This is a genomic window from Bradyrhizobium semiaridum (assembly GCF_020329505.1).
Classification (GTDB): domain Bacteria; phylum Pseudomonadota; class Alphaproteobacteria; order Rhizobiales; family Xanthobacteraceae; genus Bradyrhizobium; species Bradyrhizobium semiaridum.
The window spans coordinates 68,116-84,680 of record NZ_JAGKJJ010000008.1 but is presented as its reverse complement, the minus strand read 5'-3'; the positions used below and the strand labels follow the sequence as shown (position 1 = coordinate 84,680).

The following is a 16,565-nucleotide window of genomic DNA, read 5'->3' as shown; positions in this document are numbered from 1 at the left end:
AAACCGAACGGCAAGAAGAGCCGAAAGGGATGAAATGACTGAAGCCGCTGCTGTCCACCAGGGGGAAAAAGAAGCCGATCATCACCCGTATTTCCGGCCGAAGGATGCGGCGACGTTGATCCTGATCGATCGCTCCGGTCCCAAACCGAAAGTGCTGGTCGGCAGGCGTCACGACAAGGTGGTGTTCATGCCGGGCAAGTACGTCTTCCCCGGCGGGCGCGTCGACAAGGCCGACAACCGCGTGCCCGTCGCCGCACCGATCACGCCGGAGCTCGAAGCCAATCTCTTGAAGGGCAGCCCGAAGATCACCGTCGGCCGCGCACGCGCGCTCGCCAATGCAGCTATCCGCGAGGCCTGCGAGGAGACCGGCCTCTGCCTCGGTCGCAAGGTCGAGAAGGCGACCAAGCTCGACGGTCCCTGGAAGCCGTTCGCCGACGCCGGGCTGCTGCCCGATCCGTCCAGCCTGTTTTTGATCGCACGCGCCATCACCCCGCCCGGCCGCGTCCGCCGGTTCGACACGCGCTTCTTCACCGCAGATGCATCGTCCATTGCGCACAGGGTCGAGGGCGTGGTGCATGCCGATGCCGAGCTGGTCGAGCTGGTGTGGGTCGAGATCGGCTCCGAGCCGCTCGCGGACGCGCACGCCATGACCAAGAACGTGCTCGCCGAGCTCGACCGCCGCCTCGCCACCGGCCCGCTCCGCCACGATGCGCCGGTGCCGTTCTTCCACTTCTACGGCGGCAAGATGCAGAAGGACGTGCTGGGGGCGTAGTATGACCCCGTCATTCCGGAGCGCGCCTCTTGGCGCGAGCCCGGAATCCATCAGGCCGCATGTTCGTTGAAGAGTGGATTCCGGGCTCGTCGGTTCGCGCCGTCCCGGTACGCAATTGCGCACCGGGAATGACGATGTCGATAGATCGGCCAAAAACAAAATAATCTTCCCGATGGCGCGCCGGACGCCGCCTCCCTATCTGTTCCGCTAACGACCTCAAGGACGGAACGGGGCAATGGCGAAGCGTCAACTCAAGCTCGGCGCGTTCATGCGGCCGATCAGCATCCACACCGGCGCCTGGCGTTATCCGGGGGCCTGGCCCGACGCCAATTTCAATTTTGATCATATCAAGACGCTGATCCGGAAGCTCGAAGCCGGCAAGTTCGACGCCTTCTTCATGGCCGACCATCTGGCCGTGCTCAACATGCCGATCAATGCGCTGAAGCGCAGCCACACCGTGACCTCGTTCGAGCCGTTCACGCTGCTGTCCGCACTGTCGGCCGTCACCGAGAATATCGGCCTGATCGCGACCGGCTCGACCACGTTCGACGAGCCCTATCACGTCGCCCGCCGCTTCGCCTCGCTCGACCATATCTCCGGCGGCCGCGCCGGCTGGAACATCGTCACCACATCCAACCCGGACGCGGCGCTGAACTTCGGCCTCGACGACCACATGGAGCATGCCGAGCGCTACAAGCGCGCTCGCGAATTCTACGACGTCGTCACCGGCCTGTGGGATTCCTTCGCCGACGACGCGTTCGTGCGCGACGTCGAGTCCGGGCTGTTCTTCGATCCCGCGAAGATGCATGTGCTCAATCACAAGGGCAAATATCTCTCGGTGCGCGGCCCGCTGAACATCGCCCGGCCCGTGCAGGGCTGGCCGGTGATCGTACAGGCCGGCGCCTCCGACGACGGTCGGCAGCTTGCGGCCGAGACCGCGGAGGCCGTGTTCACCGGCGGCGGCAGCCTCGCCGACGGGCAGAAGCTGTACGCCGACATCAAGGGCCGCATGGAGAAGGTCGGCCGTGATCCCGAGCATCTGAAGATCCTGCCCGGCGCGTTCGTCGTGGTCGGCGACAGTGTCGAGGAAGCCAAGGAGAAGCGCGCGCTACTCGACAGCCGCGTGCATTACGACAGCGCGATCGCCTCGCTGTCGGTGATCCTCGGCACCGATGCCACGGGCTTCGATCCGGACGGGCAGCTGCCGCCAATCCCCGAGACCAACGCCAGCAAGAGCGGCCGGCAGCGCCTCGTCGACGTCGCCGCCCGCGACAAGCTCACGGTGCGCCAGCTCGCCCAACGCGTCGGCGGCTATGGCGGCCTCGCCTTCGTCGGGACGCCGCAGACCATCGCCGATCAGATGGAGGAATGGCTGACCGGCCGCGGCAGCGACGGCTTCAACATCATGTTCCCCTATTTGCCGCAGGGGCTGTTCGACTTCGTCGACAAGGTGGTGCCGGAACTGCAGAAGCGCGGGATTTTCCGGACCGAGTACGAAGGACGGACCTTGCGCGAGAATTTGGGCCTGCCGCGGCCGAAAAACCGCTTCTTCGAGGGCTGATCGGCCGGAATCGGGACGGTTTCAGCCCGGAAATCCTTGACTTCTGGCGGTTTGTGGCTAGTTTCCCGGCCAAACGCGGGCCGATTTGGCCGGCTCCCGATATTCCCCAGTTTTCGAGGTTTTGCACATGGCCAAGGCGGTCACCATCAAGGTCAAGCTCGTGTCGACGGCGGACACCGGCTTCTATTACGTCGCCAAGAAGAATTCGCGCACCATGACCGACAAGCTGGTCAAGAAGAAGTACGACCCGGTCGCGCGCAAGCACGTCGAGTTCAAGGAAGCCAAGATCAAGTAAGCCGGTCCGCTTCCAGCGTTCAAACGGGACCCTTCGGGTCCCGTTTTGCGTTTCCGGAGCGTGATCGGTGCGAAGCGGCTTCAGGCCGCCTTCAAGAGCGGCGGCTGCGATGGCCGGATCAGCGCGAAGGCGAGCTGGATGATGCCGCCGGCAAGGCCGAGCGCGACGCCGATGCGCCAGGCCATCGTATAGGAGCCGAGCGAGTCGTAGATCACCCCGCCCCCATAGGCGCCGAGGAAGCTGCCGACCTGGTGGCTCATGAAGGCAAGGCCCTGGATCATCGCCTGCCAGCGCAGGCCGAACATCTCCGCCACCGCGCCCGCAACCAGCGGGCCGACGCCCATCCAGAGGAAGCCCATGATGGCGCCGAACAAGAGCGTCGAGGCCGGCGTCGCCGGCAGCATGAAGTACCAGGCCAGCGCCAGCGAGCGCAGGATGTAGATCGCACCGAGCAGCGCCAGCTTGTTCCAGCGCTGGCCGGCCCAGCCGAAGAACAGCGAGCCCAGCACGTTGAAGCCGCCGATCATGCCGAGCGTCTGCGCGCTCAGCATCGGATCGAGGCCGCAGATCGCCAGATACGACGGCAGATGCGTGGTGAGGAAAACCAGCTGCATGCCGCAGACCATGTAGGCGCAGGTCATCACCACGAACGACGCGTTGCTGAAAGCGGTCTTCGCCGCGGTCACCGCGGTGGCGTTGCCGATATCGTCGGCCGCGGGCTTCGGCAGCGGGATCTTGTCGACGCGGCCGGCGTAGAGCGCGGCCGGGATCATGAACACCGAGAGGATCACGAAGCCGGCGAGCCCGACGCGCCAGCCGAATCCCTCATTGAGCATCTGGCCGAGCGGCGCCGACAGCAGCGCGCCGAGCGAGCCCGCGGCTGAGACGATGCCGAGCACGGTCGAGCGCACCGTCTCCGGCACCGCGCGCGCCGATACCGACATCGCGATCGCGTTCGCGGTGCAGGCCAGCGAGATGCCGATCAGGACGCCGGCGCCGATCATGATGCTGATGAGCCCGTGCGCTGTCGTCATCAGCACAAGGCCCGCAATATAGGCGAGCGCGCCGATCACCATGATCGGGCGAAAGCCGTATCGTACCGTCATCGCGCCGGCCACCGGTTGCAGGAAGCCCCAGGCGAGGTTCTGCACCGCCAGCGCCAGCGTGAAATCGGACACCGAGATCTTGATGTCGTGCGTCAGCGGCTGCAGGAAGATGCCGAGGCTCTGCCGCAGCCCCATGCTCAGCGTGAGCATGATCGAGGCGCCGATCAGGATGGGAAGCGTGGGACGCAGGACCTGCAGCAGGGGCATTGTTCTTGTTCTCCCGTTGGGCCACGGCACGACCGCCGCAGCCTGCGATTCCCATATGTTTTAGTTACACAGACCTGTGTAATTACGCTATAGAGGGGTGGTGCTGTCAAGCGACAACGATCACGGCCCGCGCATGGCTTCCCCGCCCCCCAAACAGACCATGAAAGAGCGGATCCTCGAGACCGCCGACAAGCTGTTCTATCTGCAAGGCATTCGCGCCATCGGCGTCGATACCATCGCGGCCGAGATCGGCATCAGCAAGCGCACGCTGTACAACCACTTCCCGTCGAAGGACGCGCTGATCGCGGCCTATCTCAAGGGCCGCTTCGTGCAGCCGCGTCCCTCCGACAAGCCGCCGGCCGAGCAGATCCTCGCCACCTTCGATTCGCTGGAGCGGCGCTTTGCGGCCAAGGATTTCCGCGGCTGCCCGTTCGTCAACGCGGTCGCAGAGCTCGGCCCGGACGATGGAGACCACAGCGTGAAGACCATCGCGATTGCCTTCAAGGAAAGCCGCCGCATCTGGTTTCGCGATCTGCTGCAACAGCTTGGCGTCGCCGATCCCGAGGCCCTGGCGACCCAGCTGGTGCTGCTGGTCGACGGCTCGATCGCGCAGGATCTCGTGCGGGACGATCCGGCGATGGCACGTGCGGCCAGGGAAGCCGCGCGCGTGCTGCTGATCAATGCCGGGGTGGAGCTCGACAAGCCCGACAGCCCGCAGGCCGCGACAAGGAAAAAGCGCCCCGGTTGAATAAGGTTGCGTGCCGCGATCCCGTTTGGTTGTTAGCGTCGGCAGCGCGTTACCATGTCCCGAACAGGATATTCCGCCACGCGAGATTGCCGGCGGCCGCCCGAGCGGCCTGCGACACAACAGGGGAGCGACCATGGAAGATCTGAAGGTGACCGCCACCGGCTATGATTTCGCGCCAGCGCGCGCGGCCATGCAGCGCTATATCGACAACAATCTCCTCTCCGGCATCTCCTGGGCGGTCATGACCGGGCGCGAGCTCGCCGATGTCGGCTGTGTCGGATGGGCCGACAAGGAAGCGCAGACGCCGCTGCGCACCGACCACATCTTCCGCATCTTCTCCAACACCAAGCTGATCGCCTCGTGCGCCGCGCTGCTGCTGTTCGAGGATGACCGCCTGCAGCTCGACGATCCGATCGAGAAATTCATCCCGCAACTCGGCAAGCGCAAGGTGCTGCGGCCGGGTGCAGTCTCGATCGACGACACCGAGCCGGCGCGATCATCGATCACCATTCGCCACCTGCTCAGCCACAGCGCCGGGCTCAGCTACGGCCTGTTCGATCCGGGCACGCCGATCTTCAAGGCCTACAACGAGCGCAGGATCCTTAATCCGCTGACGACGCTCGCCGATATGGTGGACGGCCTGTCCGACCTGCCGCTGGTCTTCCATCCCGGGACGTCGTGGGAATATTCGGTCGCCATCGACGTGGTGGCGCGGCTGGTCGAGGTCATCAGCGGCCAGCCGTTCGACAAATTCATCAAGGCGCGGATTCTCGATCCGCTCGGCATGGTCGACACCGGCTTCTTCGTGCCGGAGAAAGATCACAACCGGCTCGTCGCCTATTACGCCGGCGCCGACCTGATGGATCCGATGAAGCCGGGGCTGACGCGCACCGACAACTCGCCTTACCCCGGCGCTTACCTAAAGCCCGTGCCGCGCTTCAACGGCGGCGGCGGTCTCGTCTCCACCCTGCCTGACATGGTCGCACTGATCCGCAGCCTGTTGCCGGGCGGGCCGACGCTGCTCAAGCCGGAGACGATCGCGCAGGCGATGACCAACCAGCTCACGCCGGGACAATGGATCCGCTTTGCGATGATGGGCGAGCAACCCGGCAAGGCCTACGGCCTCGCCGGCGGACTGATCCTCAATCCGACCGCGCCGATCGATCATCCCGATGCGGCGGGCGAACTCTATTGGGGCGGCGTGGCCGGCACGCAGTGGTGGATCTCGCCGAAGACCGGCACCGCGGGCGTGATGATGGCGCAGCGCCAGATGGCGTTCGTCCATCCCTTCGCGTTCGAGTTCAAGCGAATGGCGTACGACGCGATGAAGCGCGGGCGGTAAGCCGCGCTTCCTAGACACGATGAGGGTTCGTAGCCCGGATGGAGCGCAGCGAAATCCGGGAACGCGCCATCCGCGGACGCAGGGGCCCGGGATCGTGCTTCGCTTCATCCGCGCTACGGGACTACGGGATCGCGCTATGCCGCCGCCGAAACCACGCGGTTGCGGCCGTCGTGCTTGGCGCGATACAGCGCAGTGTCGGCACGCTTGAGCACGTCGGCGACCGCCTCGCCCTTGCGCTCCAGCGTCGAAAGGCCGATCGAGATCGTCACGGCAATGCGGGTGCCGCCCTTGTCGACGGTAAAGGGCTCGCCGGCGATCGAGCGGCGCAGCCGCTCGGCGACCATGCCGGCGACATGCAGATCGGTCTCCGGCATCACGATCACGAACTCCTCGCCGCCGTAGCGGCAGGCGAGATCGATGCCGCGGATCGACTTGCGGATGCGGACCGCGAATTCGCGCAGCACGTCGTCGCCGGCATCGTGGCCGTAGGTGTCGTTGATCGCCTTGAAGTAGTCGATGTCGAGGATCATCAGCGCCAGCGGCTTGCCGCGAATCGAGGCCTGCTCCGCGAGCGTGCCGAGATGGCTCTCCATGTAACGGCGATTGTGCAACCCGGTCAGCGCGTCGGTGATCGCCATCTCGATCGAGTTCTGCACATTGTCGCGCAAATGATCGGTGTAGCGGCGGCGGCGGATCTGGGTGCGCGCCCGCGCCAGCAATTCGTTCTTGTCGACCGGCCGCAGCAAATAGTCGTTGACGCCGATCTCGAGCCCGCGCATCAGCCGCGTGTTGTTGTCGGCATCCGAGATCGCGAGGATCGGGACCTGGCGGGTGCGCTCCAGCGAGCGCGCCTGGCTGCACAGCCGCAGGCCGTCGTAATTGTCGAGGCTGAGCGAGACGATCAGCAGATCGTAATTGCCCTCCGCGGCATGGAACAGCGCTTCCGACGGATTGGTCTCGACATCGACGCTGTGCTCGCTGGACAGGATCGGCGCCAGCTTCTCGTAGGACGACGGCCGGTCGTCGACCAGCAGGATGCGCCCGCCCATGCCCTTGTCGGCGATCGCGCTGCGCTCGGGCGCCTGCATGCCGATCTCGAGCGAGGTGATGGCGCGCATACGCAGCTCATCGGTCATCATCTTCAGCCGCGTCAGCGACCGCACGCGCGCAATCAGCACGACGTCGGACACCGGCTTGGTCAGGAAATCGTCGGCGCCGGCCTCGAGACCGCGCACGCGATCGGCTGGGCTGTCGAGCGCGGTGACGATCACGACGGGAATGAAATGCGTCGCCGGATTGGACTTCAGGCGGCGGCAGACCTCGAAACCGTCCATGTCGGGCATCATGACGTCGAGCAGGATGATGTCGCATTCGGCGCGCGCGCAGATCTGCAGCGCCTCCGTCCCGTTGGAAGCAGTCAGCACGTCGAAATATTCGGCCGACAGACGGGCTTCCAACAGCTTGACGTTCGCCGGAACGTCATCGACGACGAGGATACGCGCGGACATCGAACCACTACTCCCCCTATCCGATAAAGCGTCGGACAGTCTCAATGAATTTGCCGACCGAGATCGGCTTGGACAAATAGGCTTCGCAGCCGCCTTCGCGGATGCGTTCTTCGTCACCCTTCATCGCGAAGGCGGTCACTGCAACCACCGGAATCGCGCGCAGCTCGGGATCGTCCTTGATCCAGCGCGTGACCTCGAGGCCGGAAACCTGGGGTAACTGGATATCCATCAGGATAAGATCGGGACGCAGCTTGCGGACGAGATCGAGCGCCTCAAAGCCATTGCTGGTGCCCGAGGTCTGATAGCCATGCGCTTCCAACAGATCGCGAAAGAGCTTCATATTGAGCTCGTTGTCCTCCACGATCAGGACGGTTTTGGCCATCCCGTCCCTCCCAAACCTCAAGAAACGGGCCCGGCTGCGGCACCTCACGCACCGCGCTCGGGGCGCGTTGAAAATGTGAATTCAAACTAGCGCCAGAATCGCTCTAACCCGTTAACCCCCGAGTCCGGTATCGGTAACGTCCGCGGCGTGGTTTCCGTTTGCTTGAACACGCTGGGAAGACTCGGGCATGATGGGCCCTCAATAGAGACCATAAGTTAACGGAAAGGCAAACCGGACCGTTGAAAAAGCCTGTTCACAACCCGCGGGAAGTCGCTGAAATCGTTGCGATTCAGGCGCTGAGCTTTATTGCCGGCGAGCCCGAAAGGCTGGGCCTGTTCCTGGCCGAGTCCGGAATCGGTCCGGAGACGCTGCGGAACGCGGCGTCCGATCCTCAATTTCTTGCGAGCGTGCTCGATTTCGTGATGCGCGACGATGCCACCGTGACGGCGTTCGCCAAGGCCTCCGAGCTGCACCCGACCAACATCGCCGCCGCGCATCAGGCGCTGCGTGACCCGAAATGGGAGCGCGACGTGCCGTGACGCCAGCGGCGGCAGCTTTCGACGGCCCCCTCAGTTTCTGCCGAGACTGCCTCGGCGACCTCGACATCAAGACGAAGCGGTGCAGCCATTGCGGCTCGCCGCGGCTGGTGCGTCACCGCACCCTGCCCGCGCTGACACTCGCCCATATCGACTGCGACGCGTTCTACGCAACGGTCGAGAAGCGCGACAATCCCGCGATCGCCGACCGTCCCGTGATCATCGGCGGCGGCAAGCGCGGCGTGGTGTCGGCCGCCTGCTACATCGCCCGCACCTACGGCGTCCGCTCGGCGATGCCGATGTTCAAGGCGCTGGAACTCTGCCCGAACGCAACCGTGATCCCGCCCGACATGGCGAAATATGTGCGGGTCGGCCGCGAGGTGCGCCGCGCCATGCAGGCCCTGACGCCGCTGGTCGAGCCGCTGTCGATCGACGAGGCGTTCCTCGATCTCTCCGGCACGCAGCGCGTCCACGGCATGATCCCTGCCAAGGTGCTTGCCAAATTCGCCCGTGACGTCGAGCGCGAGGTCGGCATCACGGTGTCGGTCGGCCTGTCCTGCAACAAATTCCTCGCCAAGATCGCCTCCGACCTCGACAAGCCGCGCGGCTTTGCCGCGCTCGACCAGGAGGAGGCGCGCGAGATGCTGGCCGACAAGCCGGTCGGCTTCATCTATGGCGTCGGTCCCGCGACGCAGGAGAAGCTGGTCCAGCGCGGCTTCCGCCTGATCGCCGATCTGCAGCGCGCCGACGAGAACGAATTGATGAAGCAGTTCGCCGGCGAAGGCCGCCGGCTGTGGCGGCTGGCGCGCGGCATCGACGACCGCAGCGTGGTGCCCGACCGCGGCGCCAAGACGATCTCCAGCGAGACCACCTTCGAGACCGACATCCGCGATTTCGCGACGCTGGAACGGCTGCTCTGGAAACTGTCCGAGAAGGTCTCGGCGCGCCTGAAGACCAGCGAACTTTCAGGCTGCACCATCACGCTGAAGCTGAAGACCGCAGACTTCCGCCAGCGCACCCGCTCGCAATCGATCCAGACCCCGACCCAGCTCGCCGCCAAGATTTTTGCGGTCTCACGCGAAATGCTGGCAAAGGAGATCGACGGCACCGCCTTCCGCCTGATGGGCACCGGCGTCAGCGCATTGCGGCCGGGCTCGCAGGCAAACGATTCCGACATGCTCGACCGCCGCTCGGCCCACGCCGAGCGCGCGATGGACAATCTGCGCAAGAAGTTCGGCAATGCCGCCGTGATCAGGGGTATTGCCTATGAGGGGCCGGAGAAGCAGGCGGAGGAGTAGTCCACCGCGGCCCTCGACAGCAATGACGTGGAGTGAGCGTCAATCCGCCACCGCCACCGCCTCGATCTCGATCAGCCATTCCGGCGCGGCGAGTGCGGAGACGCCGACCAGCGTGGAGGCTGGCGGCTCCATGCCCTCGAAGAATTTTCCGCGCGCCTTGCCGATGATCGGACGCAGCTCCGGCTTGTAGCCGACGACGAAGGTCGTGATCTTGACGATGTCGCCATAGCCGGCACCGGCCGCTTTCAGCGCGAGGCCGAGGTTCGTCATCACCTGCGTCGTCTGCGCGGCGAGATCGCCGGGGCCGACCACGCGTCCCTCCTCGTCGACGGACACCTGTCCCGAGATGTAGATCGTGCGCGCACCCGAGGCGACGACGACGTGGGAATAGGCCGGATTGTGATGCAGGCCGCTGGGGCGAAGATGATCGAGCTGGCTCATGTGGTGCCTCCCTGACACGCGTGTTTGGGGAAGCGTATCGCGGTCAGGCGCGCTCGGCCAGAGCCTCGCCAGCCACCCCTACTCCGCTGTCGTCCATGCGAAAGCAGGGACCTATAACCACAGGTCCGTGTTGTTGCACGACGCAGCGGCCACAATGAATTCTACGACTCAACCTGTGGTTACGGGTCGCCTTCGCTTGCCCGGGGCGACATCGAGCATGTGGCGATGTCGGTTACATCGTCATTTGCAGGGCTTGGAATCCCTGACGTCGAACTTGTCCATCGCGCCCGAGATCACGAAGTCGTTGTAATCGAGGACCAGCGCCCGGGAGACGCCGTTCTCGTAGAGCTCGAACGACATCGCGTAGACCGGCGTCTGCTCGCCGTCCCTCGCCCGCGCATCGCGATCATAATAGCTGACCGTCACCGGCCAGCGCGTCATGGTCTTCATCACGTCGTTTGCCGTCGACGGATCGGGCGAGGTCGGCGCGCGGTCGCCGGGGATCGGGCGGCCGATCACGCTCAGCGTGTTGTAGACCTTCTCGCCATTGTCGGAACCATCATAGACGGTGAGCTCGAGCACCGACTTGCCCTCACGGGCGGCGGCGATGATGTGCTGGATCTGCTCGGTCGGGAACACGATCTTGCCGTCGAGATTGAAGGTCTTCTTCACCGGCTGCGTCAGCTTCACGGTGATATGGTCGCCGACCCGCTCGGCCATGCCGTCCACCGGCGCCGTCGCATTGTCGTTCATACGGGTGTCGATCTTGAAGCGATAGCTCTTGCCCGCGGCGTCCTCCCAGGACGACGACCGCAGATCCGACAGCGTGACCTTGCCCTCGCCGCTGTCGAGCTCCGACACCTGGCGGAATTCCGATGTGTAACCCTCGCAGGCATTGCCGGAGAAATTGTAGAGGATCCGCCCGCGCGCATCGCTGATCGAATTGCCGCCGCGCGCCTTGACCAGGCTGAGATCGTAGAGCGCCTGGTGCGCGAGAAACGTCCCGCTCGCCGCCGCAACAGCTGGCGTGTGAGCCAACCCCGGTCCCGCAGCCACCGCGATCGTCAGCACCAAAGCGCGCGACGGAGCAAGGAACGGCAGGGTCATGGTTTCTCCTCGGAGGAATGACGATTCGCCACAATAGAGACGGCCCTATTGCGCCGCAACTGGGGCAAATCTCACAAAAAGGTAACGGATAACTGCGGGGACATGCCGGCTTTTCTGGCAGCTTTCGGGGCCTCCCCAGGCGGATGGTAGCCCTCCCCAGCCCGCCCGCTCGCTTGCAACCGGCGGCACGATGCGCGAAACAATGTGCCGCCTGAGCGCGTTCTCAGGCTTCGTGTCGAAATCCAACCGGGAACGAACAACATGGCGGGTACGGTCGAACAAAAACTGGCGTCACAGGGCATCACACTGCCCGAGCCGACGTCCCCGGTCGCGAACTATGTCGGCTTCGTCCGCACCGGAAACCTGCTGTTCGTGTCCGGCCAGGTCTGCTTCGATGCCGACGGCAAGCTGATCGCCAAGGGCAAGTTAGGGGCCGGTGTCACCCTCGAGCAAGGCGCCGCCGCGGCGCGCGGCTGCGCGATCAACCTCTTGGCGCAGATCAAGGCCGCGCTCGGCGACCTCGACAAGGTGGTCCGCGTGGTGCGGCTCGGCGGCTTCATCAATTCGGCGCCCGACTTCCTCGATGGCCCGAAGGTGCTGAACGGCGCCTCCGACCTGATGGTCGCGGCGTTCGGCGACAAGGGCCGCCATGCCCGCACCACCGTCGGCGTCGCCTCGCTGCCGGCCGATGCTGCGGTCGAAGTCGAAGGCATCTTCGAAGTCGCCTGATCGATGCGCGCGCCGGATTGGCTGACCAAGCGGCCGGTCGCCCATCGCGGCCTGCATGACGCCGCACGCGGCATTATCGAGAACATGCCGGCCGCGGCCCAAGCTGCGGTTGCCGGTAATTTCCCGATTGAGTGCGATATCCAGCTTACCGCCGACGGCGAGGCGATGGTGCATCATGACAATGCGCTCGGCCGCCTCACCGAGGGCTCCGGCCTGCTCCTGACCAAGACCGCGGCGGAACTCAAGGCGGTGAAGTTCAAGGGTACCGCCGAGCAGATGATGACGCTCGGCGACCTCTGCACGCTGGTCGCCGGCCGCGTTCCGCTGGTCGTCGAGGTGAAGAGCCATTTTGACGGCGACCGCAGACTGGTGCGGCGGATGGCGGAGGTGCTGTCATCCTATTCCGGCCCCGTCGTCGGCATGTCGTTCGATCCCGATCAGGTGCTGGCGCTGCGCGAGATCATGCCGAACCTGCCGCGCGGCATCACCGCGCAGCGCAGCTACGACGACGGCCATTGGGACAAGCTGACGGAGGCGCAGCGCGGCAGCATGCTCCATCTCCGCCACGGCTTCAGCACCCAGCCGCATTTCGTCGCCTACTGGGTCAACCAGCTGCCGGCCCCGGCGCCCTGGATCGCGCGCAATCTCTTCGGCTGCCCGCTGCTGGCCTGGACGGTGCGGACCACCGAGCAGCGCGAGCGCGCGGCACGCTACGCCGATCAGATGATTTTCGAAGGGTTTGTTCCGGGAACCTGACATGTCCCTGGCAAGCCTTGAAGTCGTCGCTGCGATGCACGATCTTGGCTGGGGTTGGTCGTCATCAGCGATGGCGGAATGCGGAGCATGATCCGGAAGTGGAGCCAGCTATTCCGGAGGGATCCTGCTCAAACGAGGCACCGGTCTTCATTCTCGATGACGTCGTCCGATATCACCCTCGAGGCCGTTCCAGACATCAGCGACATCCCCGCCGCTGACTGGGACGCCTGCGCCAATCCGCAGCCGGATCCGGAGAGCCTGGACAACCTCGATACGCTCGCAGGCGACTGCCAGGCGATCTCAAAATCGAGCTATAATCCCTTCGTTTCCCACGCCTTTTTCGCCGCGGCGGAAGCCTCGGGCTCGGCCTGCCCGCGCACCGGTTGGGGTCCGCGGCACCTGATCGCCAAGCTCGACGGCAGGATCGTGGGCGTGGTGCCCTGCTATCTGAAGTCCCACTCACAGGGCGAATACGTGTTCGACCGCGGCTGGGCCGAGGCCTATCACCGCGCCGGCGGCAGCTATTACCCGAAGCTCCAGGTCTCCGTCCCCTTCACGCCGGCGACCGGTCCGCGGCTTCTGATCCGCGACGGCGTCGACCGCGAGCAGATCGGCTCGGCGCTGGCGCGCGGCCTGCGGGCGCTCTGCAACGCCACGGAGGCCTCCTCCGTGCACGTGACATTCGCCCGCGAGGACGAGGCCAGGTTCCTCGGCACGCACGGCTTCCTGCAGCGGACCGACCAGCAGTTCCACTGGCACAATGATGGCTACAAGACGTTCGACGACTTCCTTGCCTCGCTGAACTCGCGCCACCGCAAGGCGATCAAGCGCGAGCGCCGCGAGGCGGTCGCCGCCGGCATCACCATCCACCATCTGACCGGCGCCGATATCACCGAGGACGCCTGGGACGCGTTCTTCGAGTTCTACATGGAGACCGGCTCGCGCAAATGGGGCCGGCCGTATTTGACCCGAAACTTCTTCTCGCTGATCGGCGAGAGCATGAGCCGGGACGTGCTGCTGGTGATGGCCAAGCGTAACGGGCGCTGGATCGCAGGCGCGATCAACTTCATCGGCTCGGATACGCTGTTCGGCCGCAACTGGGGCGCGGTCGAGCACCATCCATTCCTGCATTTCGAGGTCTGCTACTATCAGGCGATCGACTTCGCGATCCAGCGCGGGCTCAAGGTGGTCGAGGCCGGCGCGCAGGGCGAGCACAAGCTGGCGCGCGGCTACCTGCCGCAGACGACTTACTCGGCGCATTTCATCGCCGACCCCTCGCTGCGCCGCGCCATCGACGACTATCTCAAGCGCGAACGCGCCTATGTCGCCGAAGTCGGCCGCGAGCTCGCCGAGGCCGGCCCGTTCAGGAAGATGGCCGACGACGACGCTTGACCTGTTCGCCGCACGCGAGACATTACACCCGTAGAACTTGAGGAGCCCGCCGATGCCCGCCGCCTACGACACCAACAACATTTTCGCAAAGATCCTGCGCGGCGAGCTGCCCTGCTACAAGGTCTATGAGGACGAGCACGTGTTCGCCTTCCTCGACATCATGCCGCGCTCGCACGGGCACACGCTGGTGATCCCGAAGGCCCCTGCACGCAACATCCTCGACGTCACACCCGACGACTACGCCCATGTCGCGCGCGCCTCGCACAAGATCGCCGCCGCGGCGATGAAAGCGTTCGAGGCCGACGGCATCACCGTGCAGCAGTTCAACGAGCCCGCCGGCGGCCAGGTCGTGTTCCATCTGCACATGCATGTGATGCCGCGCAAGGACGGCGAGCCGCTGCTGCCGCCCGCCAGCCGCAAGGAAGAGGCCAAGGTGCTGGAGGCAACCGCGGCGAAGCTGATCGCGGCGTTGAAATAATCTCACCGCCGTCATTCCGGGGCGCGCCCATTGGCGCGAGTCCGGAATCCTTCTTCAGCGAACATTGCGGCCCAATGGATTCCGGGCTCGTCGCTGCGCGACGCCCCGGAATGACGGCGGAGCGCGAGCTTCGTAGCCCGGATGGAGCGAAGCGTAATCCGGGGCGAAACTATCCGCGGATGAAACGGCCCCCGGATTACGCTGCGCTCCATCCGGGCTACGGCTACGGCGCTACTCCGTCTGAAAATCCCCTGGCTGCGGCGGCGCCAGCGGTGTGAACTCGCAGCGGTCGGGCTTGACGTCGATCAGCGGCGTCTCGTCGAGGCAGTCGAGGCCGCGGACCAGGATGACGTTGCCCTCGACGCCGACCAGCTTCACGATTGAGGTCCCGATCGGGTTGGGCCGCACCGGCGAGCGCAGCGAGAAGGTGCCGCGGGTCTTGTTGTTGTTCTTCGGGCTCTGCAGCACGATGTCGCGGCGCGACTGGTGCAGCCAGTACAGCACTTCGAGGTTCTCGTAGAAATCGACGCCCTTGATCGCCGCGATCCACGGTTCGAAGATTTCGAGCCGGCACACCGGTCCGTCATGCCGCCCCTGCCGCGGCGTCTCCAGCCGCGAGGTCCACGGCGTGCGGATGCGGCCGATGAAGACGAGGCCGGCATCGCGCGCTGTCGGCATATCAACGGCGACCTCGCCCGTGCGCAGTTCACTTTCACGTACCATCTGTCAGTCCAACGATATGTTCAGCGCCTTGACCACGCCCGCCCAGCGCGCGCGGTCGGTGTCCACGAATTTGTCGATCTCGGCCTGGCTCTTCGGGCGCAGCGGCGGGAAGCCGATCTTGATCAGGGAAGCGCGAAACGCCTCGTCGTTCAAGGCCCGGTCGAGGCTCGCCTTGACCTTGTCGGCGATCTCGCCGGGCACTTTCGACGGCGCCGCGACCCCGTACCAGACGCTGACGGCATAATCGGGATAGCCGCTCTCGGCAATGGTCGGCAAATCGGGCAGATCGGGAATCCGCTGCGTCGAGCTGACGCCGAGCGGACGCAGCATGCCCGACTTCACCGGCGGCAGCGCGGTGCCGAGCGTGTCGAACATCAGCTGGATATTGCCGGACAACAGGTCGGTCAGCGCAGGACCTGCGCCCTTGTAGGGCACGTGGGTCATCTCGACGCCGGCCATCTGCTTGAACATCTCGCCGGCGAGATGAACGGTGCCGCCGGTACCAGCCGAACCGAAGTTGAGCTTTCCGGGGTTCTTCTTCGCGTAGGCGACGAACTCCGCGATCGTCTTGGCGGGCACTGAGGGATGCACCTCCATGATCATCGGCGCGTCGGTGACGACGGCCAGCAGCCGAAAGTCCCGCGCCGGATCGTAGGGCAGCTTCTTGTAGAGCAGCGGGTTGAGCACGAAGATCGAGGCCGCCGTCACGAACAGCGTGTAGCCGTCGGGATCGGAGCGCGCCACCGCCTCGGCGCCGATCGCGCCCTGCGCGCCGGCCTTGTTCTCGATCACGACCACCTGCTTGAGGTCGCGCCCGAGATATTCGCCGACCAGACGGCCCAGCACGTCGGTCGGTCCGCCCGCGGCATAGGGGACGATCAGCTTGATCGGGCGCGTCGGATAATCGGCGGCGCGGGACGGCGGCGCTGCGAGCGCTGCGATCAGACCGACTATGATTGCTGCTGCCCGCCATCTCATGCCGTTTCCCCGATTGTTGTTTGTTGGGGCGCGAGACTAGCCGATAATGCGCTCGCCGCAATCAGCCGAGCCAGGTTTTGCGGCCAAGCATGACGACTTCGCCCGCGATAACGCCGGCGAAGATCGATCGCCGCGTCAGCATGAAGACGACGACCCGCGGCGAGCGCGCCGGATTGCGCTGCGCTGCATCCGGGCTGCGGATCACT

19 protein-coding genes are annotated in these 16,565 nt (G+C 65.2%); 11 read left to right on the top strand and 8 right to left on the bottom strand.

The features are described from left to right. Positions 1-34 precede the first annotated feature (34 nt). The 3 genes from J6500_RS12600 (at position 35) to rpmG (ending at position 2,628) form a co-directional block, all read left to right on the top strand. Positions 35-772: an NUDIX hydrolase gene (locus tag J6500_RS12600; protein ID WP_225713024.1), complete on the top strand. Its 738-nt coding sequence runs from the start codon at positions 35-37 to the stop codon at positions 770-772. 235 nt (positions 773-1,007) lie between these two features. Beyond that, a complete protein-coding gene (locus J6500_RS12595) occupies positions 1,008-2,333 on the top strand; it encodes an LLM class flavin-dependent oxidoreductase (protein WP_225713023.1) in 1,326 nt (441 codons plus the stop codon). 127 nt (positions 2,334-2,460) lie between these two features. Next, the gene (gene rpmG, locus J6500_RS12590) at positions 2,461-2,628 is read left to right on the top strand and encodes a 50S ribosomal protein L33 (protein ID WP_018271988.1); all 168 of its coding nucleotides are present in this window, start codon (positions 2,461-2,463) and stop codon (positions 2,626-2,628) included. Between the two features lie 80 nt (positions 2,629-2,708). On the opposite strand, the gene J6500_RS12585 is transcribed toward rpmG, so the two are convergent. Next, positions 2,709-3,941, bottom strand: a complete 1,233-nt coding sequence (locus J6500_RS12585; RefSeq protein WP_225713022.1) for an MFS transporter — start codon at positions 3,939-3,941, stop codon at positions 2,709-2,711. A 133-nt stretch (positions 3,942-4,074) separates the two neighbouring features. Here J6500_RS12585 and J6500_RS12580 point away from each other — a divergent pair, with 133 nt between their 5' ends. Beyond that, positions 4,075-4,689: a TetR/AcrR family transcriptional regulator gene (locus J6500_RS12580; RefSeq protein ID WP_225713021.1), complete on the top strand. Its 615-nt coding sequence runs from the start codon at positions 4,075-4,077 to the stop codon at positions 4,687-4,689. 133 nt (positions 4,690-4,822) lie between these two features. Continuing rightward, the gene (locus tag J6500_RS12575) at positions 4,823-6,031 is read left to right on the top strand and encodes a serine hydrolase domain-containing protein (RefSeq protein WP_225713020.1); all 1,209 of its coding nucleotides are present in this window, start codon (positions 4,823-4,825) and stop codon (positions 6,029-6,031) included. 134 nt (positions 6,032-6,165) lie between these two features. On the opposite strand, the gene J6500_RS12570 is transcribed toward J6500_RS12575, so the two are convergent. Next, entirely contained in the window at positions 6,166-7,539 is a 1,374-nt protein-coding gene (locus J6500_RS12570; RefSeq protein WP_225713019.1) for a PleD family two-component system response regulator, read from the bottom strand. A gap of 16 nt (positions 7,540-7,555) precedes the next feature. Then, complete coding sequence (locus tag J6500_RS12565; RefSeq protein WP_027538546.1) at positions 7,556-7,921, bottom strand: response regulator; 366 nt, start codon at positions 7,919-7,921, stop codon at positions 7,556-7,558. A gap of 239 nt (positions 7,922-8,160) precedes the next feature. On the opposite strand from J6500_RS12565, the gene J6500_RS12560 reads away from it, so the two are divergent. Continuing rightward, positions 8,161-8,460, top strand: coding sequence for a DUF3572 domain-containing protein (locus tag J6500_RS12560; protein ID WP_225713018.1), 300 nt, complete (start codon positions 8,161-8,163; stop codon positions 8,458-8,460). Next, positions 8,439-9,755, top strand: coding sequence for a DNA polymerase IV (locus J6500_RS12555; RefSeq protein ID WP_225713017.1), 1,317 nt, complete (start codon positions 8,439-8,441; stop codon positions 9,753-9,755). Before J6500_RS12560 ends, J6500_RS12555 begins: the two co-directional genes overlap by 22 nt. Positions 9,756-9,794: 39 nt before the next feature. On the opposite strand, the gene J6500_RS12550 is transcribed toward J6500_RS12555, so the two are convergent. After that, on the bottom strand, positions 9,795-10,196 hold the full coding sequence (locus J6500_RS12550; RefSeq protein WP_225713016.1) for a RidA family protein: 402 nt from the start codon (positions 10,194-10,196) through the stop codon (positions 9,795-9,797). Between the two features lie 240 nt (positions 10,197-10,436). Then, positions 10,437-11,303: a cell envelope integrity EipB family protein gene (locus tag J6500_RS12545; RefSeq protein WP_225713015.1), complete on the bottom strand. Its 867-nt coding sequence runs from the start codon at positions 11,301-11,303 to the stop codon at positions 10,437-10,439. A 261-nt stretch (positions 11,304-11,564) separates the two neighbouring features. Between J6500_RS12545 and J6500_RS12540 the strand changes: the two genes are divergently transcribed. The 4 genes from J6500_RS12540 to J6500_RS12525 all read left to right on the top strand — a co-directional run bounded on the left by J6500_RS12540 (position 11,565) and on the right by J6500_RS12525 (position 14,658). After that, entirely contained in the window at positions 11,565-12,032 is a 468-nt protein-coding gene (locus J6500_RS12540; RefSeq protein ID WP_225713014.1) for a RidA family protein, read from the top strand. Positions 12,033-12,035: 3 nt separating this feature from the next. Beyond that, on the top strand, positions 12,036-12,788 hold the full coding sequence (locus J6500_RS12535; protein ID WP_225713013.1) for a glycerophosphodiester phosphodiesterase: 753 nt from the start codon (positions 12,036-12,038) through the stop codon (positions 12,786-12,788). 156 nt (positions 12,789-12,944) lie between these two features. Further along, positions 12,945-14,180, top strand: coding sequence for a GNAT family N-acetyltransferase (locus tag J6500_RS12530; RefSeq protein ID WP_225713012.1), 1,236 nt, complete (start codon positions 12,945-12,947; stop codon positions 14,178-14,180). 52 nt (positions 14,181-14,232) lie between these two features. Next, entirely contained in the window at positions 14,233-14,658 is a 426-nt protein-coding gene (locus tag J6500_RS12525) for an HIT family protein (protein WP_225713011.1), read from the top strand. A gap of 231 nt (positions 14,659-14,889) precedes the next feature. On the opposite strand, the gene tsaA is transcribed toward J6500_RS12525, so the two are convergent. From tsaA to J6500_RS12510, 3 genes are all read right to left on the bottom strand, one after another. Beyond that, on the bottom strand, positions 14,890-15,381 hold the full coding sequence (gene tsaA / locus J6500_RS12520) for a tRNA (N6-threonylcarbamoyladenosine(37)-N6)-methyltransferase TrmO (protein WP_225713010.1): 492 nt from the start codon (positions 15,379-15,381) through the stop codon (positions 14,890-14,892). A gap of 3 nt (positions 15,382-15,384) precedes the next feature. Further along, on the bottom strand, positions 15,385-16,359 hold the full coding sequence (locus J6500_RS12515) for a Bug family tripartite tricarboxylate transporter substrate binding protein (RefSeq protein ID WP_225713009.1): 975 nt from the start codon (positions 16,357-16,359) through the stop codon (positions 15,385-15,387). A gap of 61 nt (positions 16,360-16,420) precedes the next feature. Continuing rightward, complete coding sequence (locus J6500_RS12510) at positions 16,421-16,564, bottom strand: hypothetical protein (protein WP_225713008.1); 144 nt, start codon at positions 16,562-16,564, stop codon at positions 16,421-16,423. Position 16,565: the final 1 nt, after the last annotated feature.